This is a genomic window from Streptomyces tamarix (assembly GCF_032423885.1).
Lineage (GTDB): Bacteria > Actinomycetota > Actinomycetes > Streptomycetales > Streptomycetaceae > Streptomyces > Streptomyces tamarix.
In genome coordinates, this window is record NZ_JAWCTQ010000056.1 from 14,175 (window position 1) to 40,832 (window position 26,658).

Below are 26,658 nucleotides of genomic sequence, written 5' to 3' on the forward strand. Positions count from 1 at the left end.
CGCGCACGGCACCGGCCGGCGACCGCGACGTCATATGTGCCGGATCGGACTCCTCGGCCCGGGGGCGGGGGCGGCCCCGGGCGTGCTCCCGGCCGCGGTCATCGCGTCCGTACGACGACGAAGTCGGCGAGCGCGGCGAGCCGGGCCCGGACCCGGTCCGGCATGTCGACGCGGTCCAGGGCCCCGACGGCGACGGCGTGCTGCCGGCGGGCCTCCTCGGCGGTCCAGTCGCGGCCGCCGGCCTCCTCGATGAGGGCGGCGCGGGTGGCGAACTCCTCCTCGGAGAACGAGTCGAAGTCCTGGCTCTTGGCGTCGGCGGTGAGCAGCTCGCCGAGCCGCTCGGAGGCCGGCCCGCCGGCGGCGAGCGCGGCCACGACGGGCAGCGACTTCTTGCGCTGGCGCAGGTCGCTCCAGGTCTGCTTGCCGGTGGACTCCGGGTCGCCCCAGATACCGAGCAGGTCATCGACGGCCTGGAACGCCAGGCCGAGGTGGTGGCCGTACGCCTCCAGGGCGTCGGCGGTGCGGTCGTCCGCGCCGCCGAGCACGGCGCCGATGGAGGCGGAGCAGGCGAGCAGGGCGCCGGTCTTGTTGCCCTCCATCTCCAGGCACTCCTCGACGGTGACCCGCTCGCGGTGCTCGTACGAGATGTCCTGCGCCTGGCCGTCGATCAGCTTGCGGGTGGCGACGGTCAGGCGGCGGGTGGCGCGGCCGGCCTCGGCGGTGCCGAGCTCCAGCAGCAGCTCGTTGGCGAGGGCGAACAGCGCGTCGCCGACGAGGATCGCCTGGGCGGGGCCGTGCACCTTCCACACCGTGTCGCGGTGGCGGCGCTGCTCGTCGCCGTCCATCAGGTCGTCGTGCAGCAGCGAGAAGTTGTGGACGAGCTCCACGGCGACGGCGCCGGGGACCCCCGTCTCCGGCGGGGCTCCGGCCGCCTCGGCGGACAGCAGCGCGAGGGCCGGTCGGACGGCCTTGCCGCCGTCCCCGTCGGCGGGCTGCCCCAGGGCGTCGATCCAGCCGAAGTGGTAGGCGGCGACGGTGTCCATGGGCTTCGCGAGCCGGTCCACGGCCGCGCGCAGCACGGGGGTGGACAGGTTCCGCCCGCGGTCCAGCAGCGCGGCGATCTCCGCTGCGTCGACGGCGGGGTTCGCCGGGGGCACTGTCGGCACGGTCTCTCCTCTTGTTCCTGTACTCGGTCTCATGCCGCCTCCTCGAGCGGATGTACGTGGGGGCGGCCGAGGGCCGAGAGGGCGGCCGCCGCGGCGGTGAAACCGCTGCGCACCGCTCCTTCCATCGTGGCGGGCCAGCCGGTGGCGGTCCACGCGCCCGCAAGATACAGGCCGGGCGCATGAGTTCGGGTACCGGGGCGGAGCCGTCCGACACCGGGCGCGGGGGCGAACGTCGCCGCCCGCTCCCGGGTCACGAAGAAGTCCTCCACGCGGGCGTGCCGGGCGGGCGGCAGCAGCCGCTCCAGCTCCGGCAGGTAGCGGGCGCGCAGTTCGGCCACGGGCGCGTCGATCTCGTCCCCGGCGGCCGACTGGGAGAGGGCCAGGTACTGGCCGCCGCCGCGGAGGCCGGACGCCTCCGTCCGGTCGAAGACCCACTGGACGGGCGAGCCGATCGCGGCGAAGAACGGGCGGCGCAGGACGGGGCGGTCGTACAGCACGTGGACGTTGAGGATCGGCGCGGTGCCGATCCGCAGGAGGTCGCCGGGGGTGTCGAGGGCGCCGGGCGGGAGGAGGCCGTGGGTCTCGCGCTGCGGGACGGCGAGGACGACCGCGTCCGCCTCCAGGCAGTCGCCGGGCACGTCGACGACCCAGCGACCGCCGTCGGCGGGGGTGACGGCCGTGACCTTGGTGCGGACGGCGATCCGCACGCCGCGGGCTTCGAGGGCCTTGCGGGCGAGCGTGTCGTGGAGGTGGCCGAGGGGGACGCGGGCCCAGCCGATGTCGGCGGCGCCCGGGGCGGAGAGGAGACCGGTCCTGAACACCATCGCGGCGAGGGCGAGGGAGGAGTGCGCGGCGGTGGCGTTGAGGGTGGCGACGCCGACGAGGTCCCACAGGGCCTCCACCGCGCGGCGCGACTGGCCGTGGCGGGCGAGCCAGCCGGCGAAGTCGGCCGTGTCGAGCGCGGGGTCGGCGGGGTCGAGGGCCTTCAGGGCGAGGGCGGCGCGGCCGACGCCCAGCCGCTCGGCGGGCGACAGGTGCGGGTACGCGGCGAGGCTCGCCGCCAGGTGCAGGGGCACGGGCAGGGCGGTGCGGCGCAGCCGGCCCAGGCGGGCGCCCCGCGGGCCGCCGACGTCCAGGACGGGCACGTCGAGGCGGTCCTGCACGGGCGCGAGGGCCGTGCCGCCGACGCGGTCGAGGAACCAGCGGTACGCGGCGCAGCAGCGCATGTACACGTGCTGGCCGTTGTCGACGGTGAGGTCGCCGCGGCGGAACGAGAACGCCAGGCCGCCGAGGCGGGGCCGGCCCTCCAGCAGGGTGACCCGCAGCCCGGCGTCGGCGAGGCGCAGCGCGGCGGTGGTCCCGGCGAGGCCGCCGCCCACGACGACGGCGTGGTGGCCGCTCACGCGAGGACCTCCCGTGCCCGGGGCGACACCCGGCCGCGGCGCGGTGTCCGGAGGTTCACGGGCGGGTCCTTCCGGTGCGGCGGGTGACCGTGCGGGCGTCGAGGCCCGAGAGGCCGCGCACGGCGACGTACGCCTTCTCCCGGCCCGGCAGCGCGACGCGCCCGCGCAGCACGGCCCCGGGGTCGCGCTCGATGCGGTCGAGGAGGCGGCGGTAGATCCCGGCCATGGCGGCGACGCAGGCGCCGCTGCGCCGGTCCAGCATGGGCAGCAGCCGGTACCCCTCCGCGAACAGGGCGCGGGCGCGCCGCACCTCGTGGTGGACGAGGCCGGTGAAGTCGGCGCCCGGCGGCGGCGTCGCGGTGTGGAAACCGTCGGAGCAGCCGAACTTGGCGAGGTCCTCCGCGGGCAGGTAGCTGCGGCCGTTGGCGGCGTCCTCGCGCAGGTCCCGGAGGATGTTGGTGAGCTGGAGGGCCAGCCCGAGCGTGTCGGCGTACCGCGGGGCGTGCGCGGCGTCGCGCGCGCCCGGCGTCGTGCCGAACACGCCGAGGGAGAGCCGTCCGACGGCGCCGGCGACGCAGCGGCAGTAGACCTTCAGGTCGTCCCACGTCTCGTACGTCCGGCCGCGCACGTCCATCAGGACGCCGTCGATCAGCTCGTCGAGGCCCTCCAGGGGGAGGGGGAAGCGGCGGGCCGCGTCGGCGAGGGCGACGGCCACCGGGTCGGTGTCGTCCTCGGCCACGGCGTCCCGCCGGATCCGGTCGAGGACGTCGCGGGTGGCTTCGAGGCGGCTCCGTTTGGCCTCGGGGTCGAGGGGGCCGTCGCCGATGTCGTCGACGCGCCGCGAGAAGGCGTACAGGGCCGACATCGCCTGCCGCTTCCCGGTCGGCAGGAGGCGGATGCCGTACGCGAAGTTCCGGGCCTGCCGCGCGGTGACGGCCTCGCAGTAGCTGTACGCGGCCTGGACGGGCGGGGGTGCCTCCGTCGTCGGGTCCACGGTCCTGGTCACCCCTCTCCGCGCGCTGCTCGCCACACCGCTCCCGCGCGGCGGAGCAGGCGGTGCCCGGGGGCCCTGGGCGGGCCGGGGAGCACGTCGTACCGGGCGGCCCTGATGGCGTCGAGGGCGGCGTGGCCCCCGGCGACGAAACCGGCGAGGAGGAGCCGGAGCCTGCCGTGGACGCTGCCGACGAGCGGGGCGCCCTCGTCCAGCAGGGCGCGGGCGCGTTCCGCCTCGTACGCGACGAGGGCCCGCACCGAGGCGCCGGCCGTGGGGCGGGCCAGGTCCGCCTCGGTGACGTGGAAGCGGGCCATGTCGTCGGCGGGCAGGTAGATCCGGTCGCGGCGGAGGTCCTCGGCCACGTCCTGGAGGTGCTCGACGATCTGCAGGGCGGTGCAGATCGCGTCGGAGCGGCGGATCCGCTCGGGGGTGGCGGTGCCGCTGATCGCGAGGACGAGCCGGCCGACGGGGTTGGCGGACAGTTCGCAGTACGCGGCGAGGTCGTCGTAGGTGGCGTAGCGGCGGACGCGCTGGTCCTGGCGGTTGGCCCCGAGGAGCGCGAGGAACGGCCCGGGGCCGAGTCCGTGGCGGCGCACGGTGGTCCGCAGGGAGGCGAGCAGCGGGTGGGAGGGGCCGCCGTCCGTGTCGTCGAAGACGCGCAGCAGGTCGGTTTCGAAGGCGTCGAGCAGCGCCTCCGGGCCGTCGTCGGGGCGGGCGCCGAGGAGGCGGGCGTCGGCGCCGCCGGGGGCGAGGTCGCCGTCGCCGACGTCGTCGACGAGGCGGGCGAAGCCGTAGACGGCCATCAGGTCGGCGCGCCAGGCGCGGGGCAGGAAGAACGGGGCCACGGGGAAGTTCTCGTCCGCGGCCTTGTCGAGGGTCGTCCGCGCGGAGGCGGCGGGGCTCACCCGCACGGAGGCGTCGGGGCTCACCTGTCGGGCACCCGTCACCGGCGGCGGCCCGGCGCGGGGACGGCGGGCCCCTGGGCCGGCTGGGGATTCTCCGTCATTGCCGTCACGTCTCCCGTTCTACACTGCGGACTCAATACATCCCATTTCGGACACGCCGCCGGTCCTCTGGAGCTGCCACCGCACATGGCGTGAAACGAACCGGTACAGCTTACGCCGTTCGCCGTGCGGGGCTCGGGTCGGCTCGCGGCGCGCGCTCACGGCGAGGGGCCCGGCCGGCTGCTCCGGTCCGGACCCCTCGGCGTGACGTGCGTTTCTCCCGGCGGTTCCGGCTAGCGGCCGGTCTCCCTCTCGTACGCCCGGAGGACCTCGTCGGTCGGCCCGTCCATCAGGAGTTCGCCTTTTTCCAGCCACAGGACGCGGTCGCAGGTGTCGCGGATCGACTTGTTGCTGTGGCTGACGAGGAAGACCGTGCCGGCCTCCTTGCGCAGCTCGCGGATGCGCTGCTCGGAGCGGATCTGGAACTTGCGGTCACCGGTGGCCAGCGCCTCGTCGATCATGAGCACGTCGTGGTTCTTGGCGGCGGCGATGGCGAAGCGGAGCCGGGCGCCCATCCCGGAGGAGTAGGTCCGCATGGGCAGGGTGATGAAGTCGCCCTTCTCGTTGATGCCGGAGAAGTCGACGATGTCCTGGTAGCGCTCCTTGATCTCCTCGCGGGACATGCCCATGGCGAGGCCGCCGAGGATGACGTTGCGCTCGCCGGTCAGGTCGCCCATGAGCGCGGCGTTGACGCCGAGGAGGGAGGGCTGGCCGTCGGTGTAGACCTTGCCCCGCTCGGTGGGCAGCAGGCCGGCGATGGCGCGGAGCAGGGTGGACTTGCCGGAGCCGTTGGTGCCGATGAGGCCGATGGCCTCGCCCCGGTAGGCGGTGAAGGAGACGCCGCGCACGGCGTGCACCTCGCGGACGCCGCGGCTCTCGCCCTTGCCGCGGCGCAGGATGCGGCTGAGCGCCGCCGTGGCGCTGCCCTTGCCCGCGACGCCGCCGTTGACGCGGTACACGATGTGCACGTCGTCGGCGATCACGGTGGGGATGCGGGGCCCTGCGGGGCGGGCGCCCTCGATGTCGTCAGCCACGGCCGTACCGCTCCTCAGCCTTCCAGAAGAACACGAACCCGGCGGCGCCGACGACGACCGCCCACAGGAGCGCGGCCAGCCAGACGTGGTCGGGCAGGTTGTCGGAGGTGTACCCCTCGATCAGCGCGAAGCGGATGAGGTCCATGTAGACCGCCGCCGGGTTGTACATCAGGATCTCGGCGATCCACGCCGGCTTGTCCTGGAGCATCATCGGGATGGAGAACATCACGCCCGACGCGTACATCCACGTCCGCATGACGAACGGCATCAGCTGGGCGAGGTCGGGGGTCTTGCTGCCGAGCCTCGCCATGATCAGCGCGAGGCCGGTGTTGAACAGGAACTGCAGCGCCAGCGCGGGCACGATCAGCAGCCAGGCGGGCGACGGGTAGCTGCCGAACAGCGCCACGATGACGAACAGCACGAGCATCGAGTACAGCAGCTGCTGGAGCTGCTGGAGCGCCAGCGAGATGGGGAGCGAGGCGCGCGGGAAGTGCAGCGCCCGCACCAGGCCCAGGTTGCCGGAGATCGACTTCACGCCGGACATGACGGACGTCTGCGTGAACATGAACACGAAGACGCCCGTCACCAGGAACGGGACGTAGACCTTCTTGTCCATGCCCCGGCCGGCTTCGAGGATCAGGCCGAAGATCACGAAGTACACCGCGGCGTTCAGCAGCGGCGTGGCCACCTGCCACAGCTGGCCGAGCCTGGCCTGGCTGTACTGGGCCGTGAGCTTCGCCCGGGAGAACGTCAGGATGAAATGGCGCCGTCCCCACAGCTGCCGGACGTACTCCGCCAGGCCCGGGCGGGCACCGCTCACCGACAGGCCGTACTTGGCGGCCAGCTCCGCCGGCGTCAGGTCGTCGTCGGGCGAGGGCGGGACACTCACGGCGACCGCTCGGTCGTGGGTTGTCTCACTCACAGGTCGAAACTTTCGTGTTCACGATGCGGGGGGCGGAAGGAGGCGGCGGGCGGTGTCCGCGAAGGGCGGCGGCCCTTCCCGGGCACCGGCGCCGCCGGGTCCGAGCTTGTCAGATGACGGGCGGCCGGCCCAATCGCGTGAGGCGCCACACCGTGCGCCACCTCATGGGCCGCCGGGGCCCGCAGGGCGTCGTCCAGCCCTCCTTGAAGCCCCCGAACCACGCCTTCAGCGCGGCCCCCGACGGGCGTCTCAGGAGGGTGAGCAGCAGCCACACCCCGACGTACACCGGGACCAGCGGCGCGGGCAGGTTGCGGCGGGCCAGCCACACCCGGTTCCGCGCGACCATCCGGTGGTACACGGCGTGCCGGGACGGGGCGGTCGTGGGGTGGTGGAGCACCATGTCCGACCGGTAGTCGATCATCCAGCCGGCGTCCAGGGCGCGCCAGGCCAGGTCGGTCTCCTCGTGCGCGTAGAAGAACTCGCCGGGCAGCGGCCCGACCTCCGCGATGACCTCGGTCCGGACGGCGCTGGCGCCGCCGAGGAACGTCGTGACGCGGGAGGACCGCATCGGGTCGGAGGCGCGCAGCCGGGGCACGTGCCGCCGCTGCGTGACGCCGGTGTCCGGGTCGGCGATGCGGAAGCTGACGATGCCCAGTTCCGGGTCGTCGGCGAAGGCCCGCCGGACCAGCTCCGCGGTGTCCTTGCGGGGCAGCAGCCCGTCGTCGTCGAGGAAGAGCAGCACGTCGACGTCGGAGCCGTTCGACCCGAACGCCTCGATGCCGACGTTGCGGCCGCCGGGGATGCCCAGGTTCTCGGGCAGGTCGACGGTGCGGACCCAGCCGGGGACCCCGCGGACGGGGGCGCCGTTGCCGACGACGACGACCTCGACGGGCTCGCCGTCCTGGCGGGCGACGGACTCGATGAGGGCGTTCAGGTCGTCGGGGCGGTCGCCCATGGTGATGATGACGGCACCGAGCTTCACGCGATCACCTCAGCCTGCTCGACGCGAGGATCGACACCAGGTGCAGCAGGGTCTGCAGCAGGGCGATGCCGGCGAGGACGGCGACGCCCAGGCGGCTGAGGAACAGGTCGCCGCGGACCGCGTCGGCGACGGCGAGGGCCAGGATGAGCAGGCTGGCCTCGATGCCCAGGACGAGCCGGTGGAACTTGATCGCCGCGGCGGCCCGGCGGGCCAGCGCGAGGCCGGACGAGCGCGGCTCGGACGCCGCCTCCTTGACCGGCGGCAGCCCGCCCTGGTGCCGGGCGACGCCCACGAGGTCGGTCTCCGCCTTGATCAGTACGGCTCCGAGCGCGGCGAGCGTGCCGAGGAACGCCCACAGCCAGTCGACGCGCCCGCCGCCCCACGGGTCGGCGGCGCGCAGGCCGAAGCCGACGAGCACGGCCGCGTCGCACAGGTAGGCGCCGACGCGGTCCAGGTAGACGCCGCCGAGGGAGAACTGCTTCTTCCAGCGGGCGACCTCGCCGTCGACGCAGTCGAGCAGCAGGTACAACTGGACCATGAGCACGCCGAGCAGCGCCCCGGGGATGCCGGGGACGAGGAGGGCCGGGGCGGCGAGGACGCCGGCGACGGTCATCACGTACGTCAGCTGGTTCGGCGTGACCCGCGTCGTGACCAGGTGGCGGGTCACCCGCAGCGAGACCTCGCGCATGTAGAGGCGACCGCCCCAGTGCTCGCCGCTGCGCCGGTCCTTGACGCCCGGCGGGTGGACGACGGGGCGGAGCTCAGCTACCGATGGTTTTTGCATAGTCGGCGTACGCGTCCCTGATCTGGTCGGTGGACAGGTCGAGGTGTTCCAGGATCGTGAAGCGCCCGGGGCGGGTCTGCGGCGCGTACGCCACGGTCGCGGCGAACTCGTCCGGGGTGAACCCGATCTCCTCGGGCAGCACCGGCAGCCCGTGCCGGCGGAGGACCTCGGCGAAGAGGCCGGCGTCGTCGCGGGCGCCCCGCAGGTGCATCGCGAAGGCGGCGCCGAGCCCGCACTGCTCGCCGTGGAGGGCGCGGCGGGTCGGGTACAGCAGGTCGAAGGCGTGGCTGATCTCGTGGCAGGCGCCGGACGAGGGCCGGCTGTCGCCGCTGATCGACATGGCGATCCCGCCGAGCACGAGCGCCTCGGAGAGGACGACGAGGAACTCGTCGTCGCCGAGGCCGCCGGGGTGGCGGAGCACCGACTCGCCGGCGGTGCGGGCCATGGCGGCGGCGAGGCCGTCGACGCTCTCGCCGGTGACCCGGTGGGAGAGCTGCCAGTCCGCGATGGCGGAGATGTTGGAGATCGCCTCGCCGATGCCGGAGCGGACGTACCGCGCGGGGGCCCGGCGGATCACGTCGAGGTCGATGACCATCGCGATCGGCGAGGGCACCCCGTACGAGCCGCGGCCGTTGTCGTTGTCGAGCGTGGCGACCGGCGAGCAGATGCCGTCGTGGGAGAGGTTCGTCGCGACGGAGACCATGGGCAGGCCGACGCGCGCCGCGGCGTACTTCGCCACGTCGATGATCTTGCCGCCGCCGACTCCGACGACCGCGTCGTACCGCTTGCCGCGGATGGCGTCGGCGAGGCGGACGGCGGAGTCGAGGGTGCCGTCCTCGACCGTGTACCAGTGGGCGTCGGGCAGCAGCGGCGCCAGCTTCTCGCGCAGGGCGCGGCCGGAGCCGTCGCTGACGGCCATCGCGAGCGTGCCGGACGAGGAGATCCGCTGGTCGGCCAGGAGGCCGGCCAGCTTGTCCATCGCGCCGTCGCTGATGTCGACGACGACCGGCGAGGGGATGAGCCGGGTCAGTACAGGCACGCGATCTCACGGCCCTTCGCGAGGTCGTCGTGGTTGTCGATCTCCACCCAGCGGACGTCTCCGATGGGGGCCACGTCGATCCGGAAGCCGCGGTGGACGAGCTCCTGGTAGCCGTCCTCGTAGTACAGGTCGGGGTCGCGCTCGAAGGTGGTCCTCAGGGCGTCGGCGAGGTCGTCGGCGGCCTCCGGCTCGATGAGGGTGACGCCGATGTACTCGCCGGTGGCGGTGGCCGGGTCCATGAGCTTGGTGATGCGGCGGACGCCGAGGCCGTCCTCCGCGACGACCTTCATCTCCTCGTCCGCGAGGGACTTCACCGTGTCGAGGGCGAGGACGATCCGCCGGTCGCCGCCGCGGGCCGCGAGGAGCGTGCGCTCGACGGAGACGGGGTGGACGGTGTCGCCGTTGGCGAGGATGACGCCTTCCCGCAGCACGTCACGGGCGCACCACAGGGAGTAGGCGTTGTTCCACTCCTCGGCCTTGTCGTTGTCGATCAGGGTGAGCTTCAGCCCGTACGCGGCCTCCAGGGCGGCCTTCCGCTCGTACACGGCCTCCTTGCGGTAGCCGACGACGATCGCGGCCTCGGTGAGGCCGACCTCCGCGAAGTTGGCGAGGGTGAGGTCGAGGACGGTCGTGTCGCCGTCGACCGGCACGAGGGCCTTCGGAAGCGTGTCGGTGTAGGGGCGCAGACGCCGTCCGGCACCGGCTGCCAGTACGAGGCCGATCATGCGGGTTCTCCTTCGTCGTGTACGGCGGGTGCTCCGGAGGACACCCAGAAGCGGATGGACTCCGCGAGCCCCACCAGCGCCACGGCGCCGGCGAGGGCGGCGAGCGCCGGGGTGAAGGCGGCGCCGCCGCCCGTCGCCAGGAGGGCGGCGAGGACGGCCACCAGCAGCGTGCGCCCCTCGTGGCCGCCGAGCGCCCGCACCAGCCAGGCGGGCGGCGCGCCGGTGCCGCCGCGGATGCGGTACACCGTGTCGTAGTGATGGTAGGCGACGGCCGCGACCAGCCCGAACGCCGCCGGGAGGGCCCCGGGGGCGTCGGCGCGGGCGGCGAGGACGAGGACGGCGGTGTACTCGGCGGCGCGCAGGACGGGCGGTACGAGCCAGTCGAGGGCGCCCTTGAGGGGCCGGGCCACGGCGGCGCCGGAGGTCACGGCGTACAGGAGGGCCGCCAGCACGACGAGGGGGCCGCCGAGCGGGGCGGCGCACGCGGCGGCCAGGAGCGCGGCCGCGCCGGCGACGGCGTACGGGGTGCGCCCGCCGACGGGGCGGGCCGCGCGGCGGGTCGCCCTGGCGGCGGCCTCGGCGAGGGGGCCGCTGTCGGCGAGGTCCGCGAGGGCCCGGGCGGCGCGGTCGGTCCGGCTCGCCCTGCGGGTGAGGGAGCGCAGGACGCGGCCGGCGGTGGTGTAGCAGGCGGCGAAGGCGCAGCCGGCGAGCAGGGCGTAGAAGACGACGCGCGGGGTGGTGACGGCGGTGAGGACCGCGATCATGGCCCAGCGCTCGCCGATCGGGAGGACGATCATGCGCCGCACCCAGACCGTCCAGCCGACGCCGTCGAGCCGGTCGGAGAGGGCGGCGGTGGGGCTGGTGTTGCCGGTGGCGTCGTGGTTGGCCTCGTTGAAGGAGAAGTCGACGACGTGGCGGCAGGTCTGGAGGACCATCGCGCCGAGGGCGAGCGCCCACACGTCGTCGCCGCCGCGGGCGGCGCCGAGGGCGAGGCCCGCGTAGTAGGCGTACTCCTTGGCCCGGTCGAAGGTGGCGTCGAGCCAGGCGCCGAGCGTCGAGTACTGCAGGGAGTAGCGGGCGAGCTGCCCGTCCGCGCAGTCCAGGACGAAGGAGAAGAGGAGCAGCAGCCCGGCCGCGACGAAACCGCCGCGGGTGCCGGTCGCCGCGCAGCCGGCCGCGACCAGCGCGGTGACCAGCGAGGCGGTGGTGACCTGGTTCGGGGTGAGGCCCCGGCGGGCGCACCAGCGGGCGAGGTGGCGCGAGTACGGGCTGATGAAGAAGGTCGTGAAGAACCCGTCGCGGGACTTCACCGCGGAGCGGAGGCGCACGGCCTCCTCGTCGACGGCCGCGACGGCGTCGCGGGTCTCCTTGCGGGCCTGCGGGTCGACCGGTACGGCGGCGACCAGCGACCCGAGCTCGGGCCGGTGGACGGCGACGCCGTCGGCCTCCAGCGCGGCGGCGAGCGCGTCGGGCAGCGTCGCGGGCGCGGGCCCGTCGGCGGGGAGGGCCGCGAGGGCGCGGGTCAGGGACGGGCGGGCCTCCGGCTGCGCGGTGAGGGCGCCCGGGGCCGCGCCCGCGGCGAAGCGGGGGTCGGTCAGGGCCAGCCGCAGCGCGTGCTGGTGGCCGACGAAGCGCGGGTCGACGACGGCGACGCGCTCACCGGCCGGTACGGCGGCGAGCAGCGCGGCGGTCTCCCGCGGGTCCGCGGCGGCGCGGACCTCGAAGCCCAGCGACCGCAGATCGCCCTCGAGCGGCGATCCGGGTACCGGAGGACCGGTGAGGATGGCGGTCGACAGACGAACTCACTCCTTGGAGCTGGCAGCTGCTGGGTGCGCGGCGGCTCGGCCCGGTCACGGGCGGCGGCACGTCGGCTGAGGCTATCGGATGGACGGAAGGCGCAGTTCACCGAGGTTTCCGCGGACGGCGGCGCCCGCTCCGACAGTGGGGTCATCATCCTCGATCATCCGCTCAGCCCACAAACCCCAGCTCCGGGCCGCCCCGGCCGGCAGTGGACCGGCCCGTTCCGCACCGGGCGCGGCCGGGAGGCGCCGTGGAGGAGGAAGTGCAGGTCAGAGGCAATGACAACGGTGTTCAGCCTCAGCTTGCCCATACCCCCCACCCGTAGTTGACTGACCGCTCGGAAAGCAGTCACGGAGCCGAGCGGGAGGCGACCTCATGGGGGCTGGGCACAACCACGGGCACACGCACGGAGGGCCGCCGCCGACCGGTACGGCCGGTGCCGCGCACCGGTGGCGGCTACGCGTGGCCCTCGCCATCACACTCTCCGTGATGACCGTGGAGATCGTCGGCGGTGTCCTCGCCGACTCGCTCGCCCTGATCGCCGACGCGACGCACATGGCGACCGACGCGGTCGGCCTGGGCATGGCGCTCCTCGCCATCCACGTGGCGAACCGCCCGGCCACCGCGAACCGCACGTACGGCTACGCCCGCGCCGAGATCCTGGCGGCGCTGGCGAACTGCCTGCTGCTCCTGGGGGCCGGCGGGTACGTCCTGTTCGAGGCGGTCCAGCGGTTCGTCGAGCCGGTGGAGACGAAGGGCGGGCTCACGGTCGTCTTCGCCCTGGTCGGCCTGGTCGCGAACATGGTGTCCCTGTCGCTGCTGGTGCGCGGGCAGAGGGAGAGCCTCAACGTGCGCGGCGCCTACCTGGAGGTGGTGGCGGACGCGCTGGGGTCGGTGACGGTGCTGGTGGCCGCCGGGGTGATCCTGGCCACGGGGTGGTGGGCGGCGGACCCGATCGCGTCGCTGGCGATCGCCGTGATGATCGTCCCGCGTACGGTGAAGCTGCTCCGGGAGACGCTGGACGTGCTGCTGGAGGCGGCGCCGAAGGGCGTGGACATGACGCAGGTGCGGGCGCACCTGCTGGCGCTGCCGGGGGTGGAGGACGTCCACGACCTGCACGCCTGGACGATCACCTCGGGGATGCCGGTGCTGTCGGCGCACGTGGTCGTGGAGCCGAGCGTGCTGGACGGGGCGGGCCACGAGAAGATGCTGCACGACCTCCAGGAGTGCCTGGTCGGCCACTTCGACGTGGAGCACTGCACGTTCCAGCTGGAGCCGAGCGGGCACGCGGCGCACGAGGCGGGCCTGTGCCACTGACCACCCGGCTGTTAGGCTGCGGCCGGGAGACACCCCACCGGATCCGGGAGAGGAGCTGAGATCGATGACCGCAGCGGTCAGCGCCGCCCTCGGCGGCGACGAGCTCCGTGTCCACTTCGGCTCCCGGGTGTCCGGCTGACACGACAGTCCGGGGACCCGCTCACTCCAAGGGTTTCCACGTTGTCCCACGACGACTTCGCTCAGACCACCTCTCTCTCCCTCTCCTCTTCCCCCGCTTCCCCGCCCCGCTGGCGGACCCGTCCCGAGACGGACGCCGACCGCGCCTCCGTGTACGCGGTGAACGCGGCGGCCTTTGGCACCTCCGCGGAGGCGGACCTCGTCGACGCGCTGCGCGCCGACCCGGATGCCTGGCTGCCGGGCCTGTCGTACGTCGCCGAGGCGCCGGACGGCTCCGTCGCGGCGTACGCGCTGATCACCCGCTGCCGCGTCGGGGACGCCCCGGCCGCGGCGCTGGCCCCCGTGGCGGTCGCCCCGGAGCACCAGCGGCGCGGCGCCGGCCGGGCCGTCGTACGGGCGGTCCTCGACGCGGCGCGGCTGGCCGGGGAGCCGCTGGTGCTGGTGCTCGGCCATCCGGAGTACTACCCGCGCTTCGGTTTCGTCCCGGCTTCGCGGTACGGGATCCGGGCGTCCTTCGACGTGCCGGACGAGGCGATGATGGCGCTCCGGCTGGACGCCCGGGGCGACGCGCCCGCGGGCACGATCACCTATCCGCCCGCGTTCGGCGTCTGAACCGCGGGGCCGCGTTCGGCCGGGCGGGCGCGGGAGCAGTGCGCCGGCGAGCGGCTTCCGTACGGCAGACTGAGGATTGCCCCACAGGGCCGAGAACCGATGCGAAGGATGGTTATGCCGACCACACCTGCCACCGCGGCGCACAGCTCGCCGGACGGAGCCGCACCGTCGATCATGCTTGAGCTGGTCGACGAGAACGGCAGCACCATCGGCACCGCCGAAAAGCTCTCGGCACACCAGGCGCCCGGTCGGCTGCACCGGGCGTTCTCGGTGTTCCTCTTCGACGAGGAGGGGCGGCTGCTGCTCCAGCGCCGGGCGCTCGGCAAGTACCACTCGCCTGGTGTCTGGTCGAACACCTGCTGCGGGCACCCGTACCCGGGCGAGGCGCCGTTCGCGGCGGCCGCGCGGCGGGTCTCCGAGGAGCTGGGGGTGTCGCCGTCGCTGATGGCCGAGGCGGGGACCGTCCGCTACAACCACCCGGACCCGGCGTCGGGCCTGGTGGAGCAGGAGTACAACCACCTCTTCGTGGGGATGGTGCAGGCTCCGCCGCGGCCGGACCCGGAAGAGGTGGAGGAGACCGCGTTCGTGACGGCGGCGGAGCTGGCCGAGCGGCACGCGTCGGCGCCGTTCTCCGCCTGGTTCACGACCGTCCTCGACGCGGCCCGGCCGGCCATCAAGGAGCTGACGGGGGCGGCCGGGGGCTGGTAGCCCCGACGCCGGACGACCCCGGTGGCGCTCCCCCGGCCGTACGCGGCCGGGGGCGTCCGCTCGCGGGCGCCGGGGTGCCGTCCGCTCCTCCGCTCGGACCGCGCCGGAGGCCCGCGGGCCGGCCGGACGCCCGCGGGCCGGCCGAGGCCGCGGCGCCCCCTCCCCCGGCCGCGCGCGGCGGCCCCGGATAGCATCCGGCGCATGGAGCCGCAGCTGGAGCACCGCGTCACGGGCGGGGTCGCGACCGTCGTCATCAGCAATCCGGCCAAGCGCAACGCCATGACCGCCGCCATGTGGCGGGCCCTGCCGGAGCTGCTGGAGGAGCTCGCCGCCGACCGGGACGTACGGGCGCTGGTGCTGACGGGCGAGGGCGACACGTTCTGCGCCGGGGCCGACATCTCGACGCTGCGCGAGCCGGACGACCGCCAGCAGTCGCTGGCCGTCCGCGCCGAGGAGGCCCTGGCCGCCTTCCCCCGGCCGACGCTCGCCGCCGTGCGCGGCTACTGCGTGGGCGGCGGCTGCCAGCTCGCCGCCGCCTGCGACCTGCGGTTCGCGGAGGCGGGTGCCCGGTTCGGGGTGACGCCGGCGCGCCTGGGCATCGTCTACCCCTCCTCGTCCACCCGGCGGCTGGTCTCCCTCGTCGGGCCGGCCACCGCGAAGTACCTGCTGTTCTCCGCGGAGCTGATCGACGACGAGCGGGCGCTGCGCACGGGCCTGGTCGACGAGGTGCTGCCGGCCGGGGAGCTGGACGCGCGGGTCGACGCGTTCGTCCGGGTGCTGCTGTCGCGGTCGCCGCTGACGCAGGCCGCCGCGAAGGAGTTCGCCGCCGGGCTGACCGACCGGGACGCGCACTGGGAGGAGGAGGCGCGCGCGAGCGGTGACCGGGCCGAGGGCGTCGCCGCGTTCCTGGAGCGGCGGCGGCCGCGTTTCGCGTATCGGGGCTGACCGACCCCTTCGAACCGTACCGACCAGTCGGTAACGTGTGGGGCATGACGACACCGACGACTCTCCCGCCGCGGGCCGTGCGCCGCTGCCACCACCCGGTCAACCTCTTCCACTCGACCGTCTACTTCTCCCCCGAGTTCGGCGAGGAGCTGGCCGGGGTCGGCGTCACCGACCCGCACGCCGCCTACTTCGCGGGGCGCGCCGCCGCGATGGGCGCGGTGGGCCCCGGGGTGGTCGCCGGCACCTTCTACAACTTCAACCACGCCCTCATCGCCCGGTACCTGCCCGCCGTGTGGGACGCCGCGTCCCCGGCGGACGTGCTCGCGGCGCGGCTGCGCGCGGCCGACCGGACCGTACGGCGGCTGCTCGGCGACGCCGCCGACTCGGCCGGGATGGCGGAGGCCGCCGAGCTGGCCCTGCGCGCCACGGAGGCGTGCACCCGGCACGCCCGGCCGCTGTACGCCGCCCACGCCGACCTGCCCGTGCCGGACGCCCCGCACCTCGCGTACTGGCACGCGGCGACGCTGCTGCGCGAGCACCGCGGGGACGCCCACCTGGCCGCCCTGCTGAGCGCCGGACTCGACCCGTTGGAGGCCGTCGTCAGCCACACCGCGACCGGCACGGGCATCGCGCCGCGCTGGGTGCTCGCCTCCCGCGGCTGGCAGCAGTCCGACTGGGACGCCGCCGTGGAGCGCCTGCGCGGGCGCGGGCTGATGGACGGGGAGGGCGCGCTCACCGAGGCGGGCGCCGCGCTGCGCGAGGAGGTGGAGGACCACACGGACCGGCTGGACGCGGCGCCGTACGCCCACCTCGGCGCGGCCGGTGTCGAACGGCTCACCGAGCTGGCCAAGGGCTTCCTCGCGACGGCGGTCGCGGCCGGCGCGTTCCCGCCCCACCTCACCGGGCGGAACTGACCGGGCCCGCGGGGCGTGCCCGCCACCGGCCGGGCGCGCCCCGCGGGCCGGCGTGCCGCGCATGCGACACATCCGGCCCCGGACAGGCAGAATGCGAGCGCAACCTGGAAGCACGGGAAGGCGGGTCGGGACACACCGTGACGACGTCCATCGAAGGCAGGATCGCCGAGGAGCTCGGCGTACGGGAGCGGCAGGTCAAAGCGGCCGTGGAGCTGCTGGACGGCGGCTCGACCGTGCCGTTCATCGCGCGCTACCGCAAGGAAGCGACCGGGATGCTCGACGACGCGCAGCTGCGCACCCTGGAGGAGCGGCTGCGCTACCTGCGGGAGCTGGAGGACCGGCGTGCCGCGATCCTCGACTCCGTGCGCGAGCAGGGCAAGCTGACCGAGGAGCTGGAGGCGCGCATCCGGGAGGCCGACACGAAGGCCCGCCTGGAGGACATCTACCTGCCGTTCAAGCCGAAGCGGCGCACCAAGGCGCAGATCGCCCGGGAGGCCGGGCTCGAACCGCTGGCAAACGGGCTGCTCGCGGACCCGTCGGTGGAGCCGCTGGCGGCGGCGGCCCCGTTCGTCGACGCGGACAGGGGCGTCGCCGACGCGGCGGCCGCGCTGGAGGGCGCGCGGGCGATCCTCACCGAGCGGTTCTCGGAGGACGCGGACCTGATCGGCGAGTTGCGCGAACGGATGTGGACGCGCGGCCGGCTGGTGGCGAAGGTCCGCGAGGGCAAGGAGGAGGCCGGCGCCAAGTTCGCCGACTACTTCGACTTCGCGGAGCCGTTCACCCGGTTGCCCTCGCACCGCGTGCTGGCGATGCTGCGCGGCGAGAAGGAGGACGTGCTGGAGCTGGTCCTGGAGCCGGAGGAGCCGGTCGAGGGCCCGTCCACGTACGAGGGGACGATCGCCCGGCGGTTCGGGATCGCCGACCGGGGCCGGCCGGCCGACAAGTGGCTGGCGGACACGGTCCGCTGGGCGTGGCGCACCCGCATCCTGGTGCACCTCGGCATCGACCTGCGGCTGCGGCTGCGCACGGCGGCCGAGGACGAGGCCGTCCGGGTGTTCGCCGCGAACCTGCGGGACCTGCTGCTGGCCGCGCCCGCCGGGACGCGGGCGACCCTGGGCCTCGACCCCGGCTACCGTACGGGCGTCAAGGTCGCCGTCGTCGACGCGACCGGCAAGGTCGTCGCGACGGACACGATCTACCCGCACGTGCCGCAGAACAAGTGGGACGCGTCGCTGGCGACGCTGGCGCGGCTGGCGAAGGAGCACGCCGTGGAGCTCGTCGCCGTCGGCAACGGCACGGCGTCGCGCGAGACGGACAAGCTCGCCGCGGACCTCATCGCCCGCCATCCCGAGCTGGGGCTGACGAAGGTGATGGTGTCGGAGGCGGGCGCCTCGGTGTACTCGGCGTCGGCGTTCGCCTCGCAGGAGCTGCCCGGGCTCGACGTGTCGCTGCGCGGCGCGGTGTCGATCGCGCGGCGGCTCCAGGACCCGCTCGCGGAGCTGGTGAAGATCGACCCGAAGTCGATCGGGGTCGGCCAGTACCAGCACGACCTGTCCGAGGTGAAGCTGTCCCGGTCGCTGGACGCGGTCGTCGAGGACTGTGTGAACGGGGTCGGCGTCGACGTCAACACGGCCTCCGCGCCGCTCCTTTCGCGCGTGTCGGGCATCGGCGCCGGGCTGGCCGAGAACATCGTGGCCCACCGGGACGCCAACGGGCCCTTCCGGTCGCGGAAGGCGCTGAAGGACGTGCCGCGCCTCGGCCCGAAGGCGTACGAGCAGTGCGCGGGCTTCCTGCGGATCCGCGGCGGTGACGACCCGCTCGACGCGTCGGCGGTGCACCCGGAGGCGTACCCGGTGGTGCGGCGGATGGTGAAGGCGACGGGCGGCGAGGTCGCGGCGCTGATCGGCGACACGGGGGTGCTGCGGTCGCTGCGCCCGGAGGACTTCGTCGACGAGAAGTTCGGCCTGCCGACCGTCACGGACATCCTGCGGGAGCTGGAGAAGCCGGGCCGCGACCCGCGTCCGGCGTTCCGCACGGCCACCTTCAAGGAGGGCGTCGAGAAGATCGGCGACCTGGCGGCCGGGATGGTGCTGGAAGGCGTCGTCACCAACGTGGCGGCGTTCGGCGCGTTCGTGGACGTCGGCGTCCACCAGGACGGCCTGGTGCACGTGTCCGCCATGTCGCGGAACTTCGTGAAGGACCCGCGCGAGGTGGTGAAGCCGGGTGACGTGGTGAAGGTGAAGGTGCTCGACGTCGACGTGCCGCGCAAGCGGATCTCGCTGACGCTGCGCCTGGACGACGAGGCCGCGGCCGGCCGGCCCGCCGAGGGCCGGCAGCGCCGCGAGCGCGGTGCCCGTCCGCCGCAGCAGCGCCAGGGCGGGGGCGGCCAGGACCGGCGCGGCGGCCGCGGCGGCGACCGGCAGGCGCCGCCGGCCGCCAACGGCGCGATGGCGGACGCCCTGCGCAAGGCGGGGCTGCTGGACGGCGGTTCCGGCGGGGGCCGGGGCCGCCGCTGAGTCCGGCCCGGAGCCGCGCCGGGGCGGGCGGGGGGTCTCCCCGCCCGCCCCGGGCGCGTTCCGGCGCCGACGTGCGGGCGCGGGCGGGCCGTGTGAGGCTGGCCGGGTCACCAGACCGTCCGACGACGGAGCCGACGACGAAGACGGAGAGGGCCGTGAACCAGATCGGAGACAAGCCCGAAGAGGTCCGCAGGCGCCACGAGGAGGCACGGCGCGCGGCCGGCGGGCAGGAGCGCGACGACCGGGCCGAGCGGGCCGGGAACGCCCCGGAGGAGGAGCGCGCCCGCGGTGCCGCGCCCGACGACGAGGCGTACAGCACGTTCGACGCGTACGAGGAGCCGGAGGACCGCCCCTAGCCCCGGCGGGGACCGCCCGCGCGGGGGCGGTCCCGGTCAGACCTCCGTGACCGCGCCGTCCGCGACCTCGATGCGGCGGGTCACGCGGACCGTGTCGAGCATGCGCCGGTCGTGGGTGACGAGGAGCAGCGTCCCGGTGTACGCGTCGAGGGCGGACTCCAACTGCTCGATCGCCGGCAGGTCCAGGTGGTTGGTCGGCTCGTCCAGGACGAGGAGGTTCACTCCGCGGCCCTGGAGGAGGGCGAGGGCGGCGCGGGTCCGCTCGCCCGGTGAGAGCGTCGTCGCGGGGCGCAGGACGTGGGCGGCCTTGAGGCCGAACTTGGCGAGCAGGGTGCGCACGTCCGCCGGCTCGGTGTCGGGGACGGCCGCGCAGAAGGCGTCCAGCAGCGTCTCCTCGCCGTGGAACAGCCGCCGTGCCTGGTCGACCTCGCCGACGACGACGCCGGAGCCCAGCGCCGCGTGGCCGGCGTCCAGCGGGAGGCGGCCGAGGAGCGCGGCGAGGAGGGTGGACTTCCCCGCGCCGTTGGCGCCGGTGACGGCGATCCGGTCGGCCCAGTCGACCTGGAGGGTCACGGGGCCGAAGGCGAAGCCGCCGCGCCGGACCTCGGCGTCGCGCAGCGACGCCACGACGGCGCCCGAGCGGGGCGCGGCGGCGATCTCCATGCGCAGCTCCCACTCCTTGCGGGGCTCCTCGACGCTCTCCAGCCGCTCGATCATCCGCTGGGTCTGGCGCGCCTTGGCGGCCTGCTTCTCGCTGGCCTCGCTGCGGAACTTGCGGCCGATCTTGTCGTTGTCGCCGGCCTTGCGGCGGGCGTTCTTGACGCCCTTGTCCATCCAGGAGCGCTGCATCTGGGCGCGGCCCTCCAGGGCGGCCTTCTTGTCGGCGTACTCCTCGTAGTCCTCGCGCAGGTGCCGGCGGGCCCGCTCGCGCTCCTCCAGGTACGCGTCGTAGCCGCCGCCGTACAGGGTCGTCCGGTGCTGGGCGAGGTCGAGTTCGAGGACCTTGGTGACGGTGCGGGCGAGGAACTCGCGGTCGTGGCTGATGACGACGGTCCCGGCGCGCAGGCCCCGCACGAAGGTCTCCAGCCGCTCCAGTCCGTCCAGGTCGAGGTCGTTGGTCGGCTCGTCGAGGAGGAACACGTCGTAGCGGGAGAGGAGCAGCGAGGCGAGTCCGGCGCGGGCCGCCTGACCGCCGGAGAGGGCGGTCATCGGCTGGTCGAGGCCGACGGTGAGCCCGAGCGACGCGGCGGTCTCCCCGGCCCGGTCGTCGAGGTCGGCGCCGCCCAGGGCGAGCCAGCGCTCCAGGGCGGTGGCGTACGCGTCGTCGGCGCCGGGCGTCCCGTCGACGAGCCCCTGCGTCGCCGCGTCCATCGCCGCCTGCGCCCCGGCGACGCCCGTGCGGCGGGCGAGGAAGTCCCGTACGGTCTCGCCGGGCCGCCGCTCGGGCTCCTGCGGGAGGTGGCCGACGGCGGCGGTGCGCGGCGACAGGTGGACCTCGCCCTCCTCGGCGGCGTCCAGGCCGGCGAGGACGCGGAGCAGGGTCGACTTGCCGGCGCCGTTGACTCCGACGAGGCCGACGACGTCGCCGGGGGCGACGACGAGGTCGAGGCCGGAGAAGAGGGAGCGCTCGGCGTGTCCGGCGGCGAGGTTCTTGGCGACGAGGGTTGCGGTCATCAGGGGACCGATCCTAGGGCAGCCCGGCGGCGCCCCCGCCTCCGCCCGCCGGTCGCGCCGGCGCCGGTGGGGCCCGGCGGTTCGCGGGTACGGCGCCGCCCGCCGCGGCGGACCGCGGCCGGATCCGCTCCTCGACGCGCCCGGGGACCGGCCCGGGCCCCGCCCGCGGGGCGTTCGCCGTGCCGAACGGGGGCGGGGAGGCGCGGGCCGCCTTCGCGTCGGCGGGTCGTCTTCGCGTCGGCGGCGCGGCGCGGCGGGCGGACGGGCGCGGGCGGGCGGGCGGCGGGACCGGCTCCGACCGGGGCGGTGGGGGCGCGCCGGCCGGGCGGTGGGGGCGCGCCGGCCGGAGGGTTCCGGGACGGCCGGGCGCGCCGGTGGCCGTGCCGGTGGACCTCCTCCCGCTCCCCGCGGGACCCCGGGACGGGTCGTGCGCGCCGGGGGCGCGGGGGCGTTCAGCAGCGCCGCACGGGCTCCCCGACGGTGAGGTGGTGGGCGGCGCGGGCGTCGAGGAGGAGGGGGACCAGGGCGCGCAGGGACTGGCGCAGCGGGACGAAGGCGCCGGAGCCGTCCCGGACGGCGCGGACGCCGTGCAGGGCCAGCTCGTCGCCCCACTCGGCGTACTGGGCGGGGTCCAGGCGGTAGCCGCAGGGCGGGTCGTGGAGGATTTCGGCGGGTTCGGCGGGGTCGTTGTCGGCGCCGCCCAGCAGGACGGGGCCCCGGTCGGCGTATCCGGCGGTCCGGGCCGCCGCGGTGGCCGCCGCGATCCGCGCGCGCCCTTCGGTGACGTGGGCGAACGCCCCGTCGAGCGCCGCGAGTTGGGTGTCCACGCGGCGCCGGTTGTTCCGGGCGGGGTCGTCGCGGTCCGCGGCGGTGAGCGGTTCCTCGCGGGTCTCGACGAGGAGGCCGACCGCGTGCTTGACGCCGGTGGTGTTGCGCAGGATGCGCTCCTGCCCGTCCCCGGCGACCTGGCGGACCGGTTCGCCGGTGACGGGGTCGGTCCAGATGCCGTAGAGGCCGCTGGTGAAGCCCGCGCGTTCGGCGGCGGGGCGGACGTACGCCTCGGAGAGGGTGCGCGCCTCGCGGTGGACGCCGGGGTGGGTGTTGAGGTTGCGGGGCCACAGCGCGAGGAGGTCCTTCACGTAGTACGGCGGTGTGCCGCTGTACTCGTGCAGGTCGAGGACGACGTGGGGGCGGTGGTCGCGCAGGACGCGGGCCACGGCGCGGGCCTCCGCCGTGCGCAGGGCGATGTGGTCGCGGTTGACGTCGACGTCGTCGGCGTTGTGGCGGGTGTGCGCGGCCCGGCCGTCCGGGTTGGCGGTGGGGATGACGAGGACGGTGGTGCGCGCGAGGAACCGGAGGGTCCGCGCGTCCCGTGCGTAGGCCAGGTCGCGGAGGGTGGTGAGGCACGCCTCGCGGCCCGACGGCTCGTCACCGTGCTGGCCGCACACGAGGAGGACGGTGGTGGTGGACCCGGCGGGGCCTCCGCCGACGCGGACGAGGTGGAGGGGGCGGCCCTGGCGGGTGGTGCCGAGGGTGGTCGTGGCCGTCCGGTCGCTGCCCCGGTCGACGGCGGCGAGGAAGCGCCGCTCCTCGTCGAGGCCGGTCCAGCGGGCGCCGCCACTGGTCTCGAAGCCGGTCCGGGGCGGCTGCGGGCCGGCCGGGGCGGCCTGCGCCGGGGCGACGGGCAGGGTCAGGGCGGTGGCGCAGGCGGCGAGGGCGGCCAGGGCTCGGAGGCGAAGGCTCATCGGGCGGCTCCGGGGGTCGGCGGCTGGGCGCGCGGCGGACGCGGGGCGTCTCCTGCGGCGAGGGGGGCACGCGCGTCGGCCCGCGGGCGCGGGAAGGTGGCCAGGGCGTACGCCAGGGGGCCGCCGACGACCGGGACGCGGGCGTGGGTGCGGGCCAGGTCGAGGGTGAGCGTCGGGGTGGAGGGCGGGGCCTCGACGAGGTCCTCGTCGGTGCCCGCGACGATCAGGGCGAGCCGGTGCCCGGCCGGGACGACGTGGTCGGTGGCGTGCAGGTCGAGGGTGATCGTGTGCGGCTCGCCGGGAGTGAGCGGGCGGCCCCGGCGCGGGTCGGCCCAGGTGCCGAGGTCGGCCCAGCCCCGGCTGACGACGGTGAAGCCGACGTCCGCCGTCTTGGCCTCGGTCTCCTTGAAGCAGGCGCTGTCGCCGGGGGTGCTCGCGCCCCAGCAGGTGCGTTCGTCGAGGGTGGTGATGCCTTCGCCGGGTGCCGCGTAGTCGCGGATGACGGCGGGGCCCAGGTCGACGAGGACCGCCGTCAGATGGGCGCTGTCGGTGGTCGGGGTGGCGGTGACGGTCACGGTGGCGGAGCCGGCCAGCCGCAGGTCGCGGCTGAGCGGACGGGTGGCGAACCCGGCCTTGGCCCCTGTCGGGGCGTCGATCCGCGCGGCCCAGTCGAGTTCGCCGAGTGACGGGTCGTCGGTGAACGTCTCGGTGGCGCCCGCGGGGGCCGGCAGCAGCCCGAGCGCGCCGACGCCGGGGGCGGGGCCGGGGGCGGGGCGCAGGGTGGTCGTCGCGGTGCCGGCCGGGGGCCAGGCGCGGTCGGTGGTCCACCGGTCGGGAGCGCGTTCGATGTCGGCCATGGGTTCCCGTTCGACGCCGTTGTCGTATCCGAGGAGATAGTGGTCGAACCAGCGGTGCAGGGTGCGGACCCACGCGGCGCGGCGGAAGTCGAACGGGTCGACGTGACCCGTCCGGGAGAGCCAGATCTTCCGTTCGACGCCGTGCGCGGCGAGCGCCCGCCACCAGCGGCCGAGGTGGCCGGTGCGCACGTTGAGGTCCTGCAGGCCGTGGACGGCGAGGACGCTGGCCCGTACGCGGGAGGCGTCGGGCACGTAGTCGCGCGCGTCCCACAGCGGGGTCAGGTCGCCGGAGCGCGGGGCGCCCTCGACGAGGCGGCGCTGCACGGCCTGGCAGCGGGCGCGGGCGTCCGGGCTGCCGACGTGGTGGGACAGCCGGTCGGGGCCGGTGCCGTAGAGGGGGGCGCCCTGGCTGAAGTAGTAGTCGTACCAGGAGGAGATCGCGCCGATCGGCACGATCGTCTTCAGGCCCTCCACGCCGGTCGCGGCGACGCCGTTGGCGACCGTGCCGTCCCAGCTCTTGCCGATCATGCCGGTGGCGCCGGTCGACCAGTGCGCGCGGGCGCGGGTGGTGCCGGTGCGGGTGGTGTAGGCGGGGGCGCGGCCGTTCAGCCAGTCGACGACGGCCTTCGCGGACAGGACGTCGGAGGGGCCGCCGACGTCGACGCAGCCGTCGGAGCGGTTGGTTCCGGCCAGGTCGACGGCGACGAAGGCGTAGCCGCGGGGCACGAAGTAGTTGTCGTAGAAGAGGGGGAACCCGACGGGGTCGCCGTTCGCGTCGTAGGTCTTCTTCTGGCTCTCGTTGCCGCGTCCGCAACAGGAGTAGTACGGGCTGGCGTCCATGATGACGGGGACCTTGCGGCCGTGCCGCTCGGCCTCGCGGGGCCGGATGACGTCGGCGGCCACCCGGTCGGTCCGGCCGTCGCCGTCGCCGTCGAGGCCGGTGTCCACCCAGACGGACTCGCGGATCGCGTTCTCGTACGCGTAGACGGGCCGGGACGTGTCGGGGCGGGGGCCCTGGGCGCCGTGGGCGCCGCCCGCCGGGACGAGGACGGACATCAGGGCGGCCGCGACCGCCACCACCAGGGTCCTGCTCGGCAGGGGGGCCGCGCCCGCCCGGGCGGAGCCGGGAGCGTGGGAGGGGGTTCTCCGCGTGCGTATCGGCATGGGCGGACGGTACTGCCGTCGACTGCCGCGCAGAAGAGGGCGTTTGCGGGACAAGAGCGGCAGAGGGGACGGGACGGGCCCGGGGGGTCCATGTCGGCCGGATGGCGATCGTGTGACGGTGTGTGCCGTGGACACGACAGCGGCGCCCGCGCTGAATAGCGTTCAGACCATCGCACTTCCCGACGACTTGGAGAGAGACACGTGCACCGCAGACTGATCGTCCCGGGCGCGATCGCGGCCTCCCTGCTGCTGGCGATCCCGGCATCGGCCGCCGACTTCGTGCCGGGCGCACCGGGCATCGGCGACCCCTACTACCCGGTCAGCGGCAACGGCGGATACGACGTCGCCCACTACGACCTGCGGCTGAAGTACCAGCCGTCGACGGACCTGCTGGAGGGGACGGCGACGATCCTCGCCACCCCCACGCAGAACCTGTCCCGCTTCAACCTGGACCTCGGCCTGGAGGCGCTGGAGGTGCGGGTGAACGGTCGGAAGGCCGCTTCCAGGGCGTCGGGCGCCCAGGAACTGGAGATCACGCCGGCGGTGCCGCTGCCGAAGGGCCGACCGGTTTCGGTCGTCGTGCGGTACGCGGGCAAGCCGTCCGAGGTGGAGATCGGCGGGTGGACGGCGTGGCACCGCACCCCGGACGGCGGGGTCGCCGCGCAGCAGCCGGAGTCCGCCGCGTGGTGGTTCCCGTCCAACGACCACCCGCTCGACAAGGCGACCTTCGACGTCTCCGTCGCCGTCCCGGACGGCACGCAGGCCATCAGCAACGGCGTGCTGCAGTCGCAGAGCTCCCGGCTGGGCTGGACCCGCTACAACTGGCGGTCCGACAAGCCGCAGGCGACGTACCTGGCGACGCTGGCGGTCGGGAAGTTCGACCTCACCACCGACACGACCGCGAGCGGACTGCCCGTCCTCAACGCCTACAGCAAGGACCTCGGGGCGAACGCCGGCGCGGCGCGCGCGAGCATCGAGCGGACCGTCGAGGTCGCGGAGTGGCTGGAGGAGGTCTTCGGGCCCTACCCGTTCAACGCGCTCGGCGGGTACGTGCCGAACGTGCGCAGCGGGTACGCGCTGGAGACGCAGACGCGGCCGTTCTACAGCCCGCGCCAGTTCGCGAACGGCTCCAACGTGTCGGTCGTCGTCCACGAGCTGGCCCACCAGTGGTACGGCGACAGCGTGTCCGTGAAGGGCTGGAAGGACATCTGGATCAACGAGGGCTTCGCCCGGTACAGCCAGTGGCTGTGGTCCGAGCGCGAGGGCGAGGGCACGGCGCAGGAGCTGGCGGACTGGGTGTACGCCTCGCACCCGGACGACGACCCGTTCTGGACGGTCAAGCCGGGTGACCCCGGCCCGGAGAACCAGTTCCACATCGCCGTCTACGACCGGGGCGCGCTGGCGCTCCAGGCCCTGCGCAACGAACTGGGCGACGAGGACTTCTTCCGCGTCCTGAAGGGCTGGCCGACGGAGCGGGCGCACGGCAACGCGGAGGTGGCGGACTTCGTCGCGTACGCGGAGCGGATCTCCGGCAAGCGGCTGGGCGGACTGTTCGACACCTGGCTGTACCAGCCGTCGAAGCCGGAGGTCCCGGCGGCCCCCGCGGCCACGGCGGCCCGTACGGCGGCGGCCCCGGCGGTCCCGCCGAAGTCCTGGTCCAAGATCGCCGCGACGAACACGGTCCACGACCACGGCGGCCACGACCACGCAGACCGCGCCGGCCACGGCGAGCACCACGGCCACGCGCACGACTAGGGCGTTTCCTGTCGATCAGCGGAGCCCGATCATGATGGCGGCGATGACGACTTCGGCTCGGTAGATCGCGGCGGGGGGGGGGGGGGGGGGGGGGGGGAGGGCGC

At 74.9% G+C, this 26,658-nt stretch carries 21 protein-coding genes and 1 pseudogene; 8 read left to right on the forward strand and 14 right to left on the reverse strand.

Annotated features, from left to right (window positions below; all coding sequences use genetic code 11):
• Positions 1-98: 98 nt before the first annotated feature.
• The 11 genes from RND61_RS29185 to RND61_RS29235 form a co-directional block, all read right to left on the reverse strand.
• The gene (locus RND61_RS29185; RefSeq protein ID WP_315881146.1) at positions 99-1,199 is read right to left on the reverse strand and encodes a polyprenyl synthetase family protein; all 1,101 of its coding nucleotides are present in this window, start codon (positions 1,197-1,199) and stop codon (positions 99-101) included.
• Entirely contained in the window at positions 1,196-2,569 is a 1,374-nt protein-coding gene (hpnE, locus tag RND61_RS29190) for a hydroxysqualene dehydroxylase HpnE (RefSeq protein ID WP_315881147.1), read from the reverse strand. Before hpnE ends, RND61_RS29185 begins: the two co-directional genes overlap by 4 nt.
• Positions 2,570-2,624: 55 nt before the next feature.
• Entirely contained in the window at positions 2,625-3,575 is a 951-nt protein-coding gene (hpnD, locus tag RND61_RS29195; RefSeq protein ID WP_315881148.1) for a presqualene diphosphate synthase HpnD, read from the reverse strand.
• On the reverse strand, positions 3,572-4,492 hold the full coding sequence (gene hpnC / locus RND61_RS29200; RefSeq protein ID WP_315881149.1) for a squalene synthase HpnC: 921 nt from the start codon (positions 4,490-4,492) through the stop codon (positions 3,572-3,574). Before hpnC ends, hpnD begins: the two co-directional genes overlap by 4 nt.
• A 308-nt stretch (positions 4,493-4,800) precedes the next feature.
• Positions 4,801-5,601 (reverse strand): ABC transporter ATP-binding protein, encoded by an 801-nt coding sequence (locus tag RND61_RS29205; protein WP_315881150.1) that lies wholly within the window; start codon positions 5,599-5,601, stop codon positions 4,801-4,803.
• Entirely contained in the window at positions 5,594-6,523 is a 930-nt protein-coding gene (locus RND61_RS29210; protein ID WP_315881151.1) for an ABC transporter permease, read from the reverse strand. The genes RND61_RS29205 and RND61_RS29210 overlap by 8 nt, the downstream gene beginning before the upstream one ends.
• A gap of 109 nt (positions 6,524-6,632) precedes the next feature.
• Positions 6,633-7,505 (reverse strand): glycosyltransferase family 2 protein, encoded by an 873-nt coding sequence (locus tag RND61_RS29215; RefSeq protein ID WP_315881152.1) that lies wholly within the window; start codon positions 7,503-7,505, stop codon positions 6,633-6,635.
• A gap of 4 nt (positions 7,506-7,509) precedes the next feature.
• The gene (locus tag RND61_RS29220) at positions 7,510-8,289 is read right to left on the reverse strand and encodes a CDP-alcohol phosphatidyltransferase family protein (RefSeq protein WP_315881153.1); all 780 of its coding nucleotides are present in this window, start codon (positions 8,287-8,289) and stop codon (positions 7,510-7,512) included.
• On the reverse strand, positions 8,267-9,328 hold the full coding sequence (locus RND61_RS29225) for an iron-containing alcohol dehydrogenase family protein (RefSeq protein WP_315881154.1): 1,062 nt from the start codon (positions 9,326-9,328) through the stop codon (positions 8,267-8,269). Before RND61_RS29225 ends, RND61_RS29220 begins: the two co-directional genes overlap by 23 nt.
• Positions 9,316-10,053, reverse strand: coding sequence for a phosphocholine cytidylyltransferase family protein (locus RND61_RS29230; protein ID WP_315881155.1), 738 nt, complete (start codon positions 10,051-10,053; stop codon positions 9,316-9,318). The genes RND61_RS29225 and RND61_RS29230 overlap by 13 nt, the downstream gene beginning before the upstream one ends.
• Positions 10,050-11,849, reverse strand: coding sequence for a DUF5941 domain-containing protein (locus tag RND61_RS29235; protein WP_315881167.1), 1,800 nt, complete (start codon positions 11,847-11,849; stop codon positions 10,050-10,052). Before RND61_RS29235 ends, RND61_RS29230 begins: the two co-directional genes overlap by 4 nt.
• A gap of 379 nt (positions 11,850-12,228) precedes the next feature.
• On the opposite strand from RND61_RS29235, the gene RND61_RS29240 reads away from it, so the two are divergent.
• The 7 genes and pseudogenes from RND61_RS29240 (at position 12,229) to RND61_RS29270 (ending at position 19,359) form a co-directional block, all read left to right on the forward strand.
• Positions 12,229-13,170, forward strand: coding sequence for a cation diffusion facilitator family transporter (locus RND61_RS29240; RefSeq protein WP_315881156.1), 942 nt, complete (start codon positions 12,229-12,231; stop codon positions 13,168-13,170).
• Between the two features lie 243 nt (positions 13,171-13,413).
• A pseudogene (locus RND61_RS29245) lies at positions 13,414-13,920 on the forward strand (GNAT family N-acetyltransferase); the annotation flags it as partial.
• Between the two features lie 114 nt (positions 13,921-14,034).
• Positions 14,035-14,628 carry an isopentenyl-diphosphate Delta-isomerase gene (idi, locus tag RND61_RS29250; RefSeq protein WP_315881157.1) on the forward strand — a complete coding sequence of 198 codons (594 nt, stop codon included), beginning with the start codon at positions 14,035-14,037 and terminating at the stop codon, positions 14,626-14,628.
• A 201-nt stretch (positions 14,629-14,829) separates the two neighbouring features.
• Complete coding sequence (locus RND61_RS29255; protein WP_315881158.1) at positions 14,830-15,573, forward strand: enoyl-CoA hydratase/isomerase family protein; 744 nt, start codon at positions 14,830-14,832, stop codon at positions 15,571-15,573.
• A 44-nt stretch (positions 15,574-15,617) separates the two neighbouring features.
• Positions 15,618-16,487 carry an SCO6745 family protein gene (locus RND61_RS29260; RefSeq protein WP_315881159.1) on the forward strand — a complete coding sequence of 290 codons (870 nt, stop codon included), beginning with the start codon at positions 15,618-15,620 and terminating at the stop codon, positions 16,485-16,487.
• A gap of 137 nt (positions 16,488-16,624) precedes the next feature.
• Complete coding sequence (locus RND61_RS29265; RefSeq protein WP_315881160.1) at positions 16,625-19,003, forward strand: Tex family protein; 2,379 nt, start codon at positions 16,625-16,627, stop codon at positions 19,001-19,003.
• 155 nt (positions 19,004-19,158) lie between these two features.
• Positions 19,159-19,359, forward strand: coding sequence for a hypothetical protein (locus tag RND61_RS29270; RefSeq protein WP_315881161.1), 201 nt, complete (start codon positions 19,159-19,161; stop codon positions 19,357-19,359).
• Positions 19,360-19,395: 36 nt separating this feature from the next.
• Here RND61_RS29270 and RND61_RS29275 read toward each other — a convergent pair whose 3' ends face one another.
• The 3 genes from RND61_RS29275 to RND61_RS29285 form a co-directional block, all read right to left on the reverse strand.
• Positions 19,396-21,033: an ABC-F family ATP-binding cassette domain-containing protein gene (locus RND61_RS29275; protein WP_315881162.1), complete on the reverse strand. Its 1,638-nt coding sequence runs from the start codon at positions 21,031-21,033 to the stop codon at positions 19,396-19,398.
• 452 nt (positions 21,034-21,485) lie between these two features.
• Complete coding sequence (locus RND61_RS29280) at positions 21,486-22,778, reverse strand: M14 family metallopeptidase (protein WP_315881163.1); 1,293 nt, start codon at positions 22,776-22,778, stop codon at positions 21,486-21,488.
• Entirely contained in the window at positions 22,775-24,799 is a 2,025-nt protein-coding gene (locus RND61_RS29285) for a Xaa-Pro dipeptidyl-peptidase (RefSeq protein ID WP_391654391.1), read from the reverse strand. The genes RND61_RS29280 and RND61_RS29285 overlap by 4 nt, the downstream gene beginning before the upstream one ends.
• Positions 24,800-25,000: 201 nt before the next feature.
• Between RND61_RS29285 and RND61_RS29290 the strand changes: the two genes are divergently transcribed.
• Entirely contained in the window at positions 25,001-26,554 is a 1,554-nt protein-coding gene (locus RND61_RS29290; protein ID WP_315881164.1) for a M1 family metallopeptidase, read from the forward strand.
• The last annotated feature ends 104 nt before the right edge of the window (positions 26,555-26,658 follow it).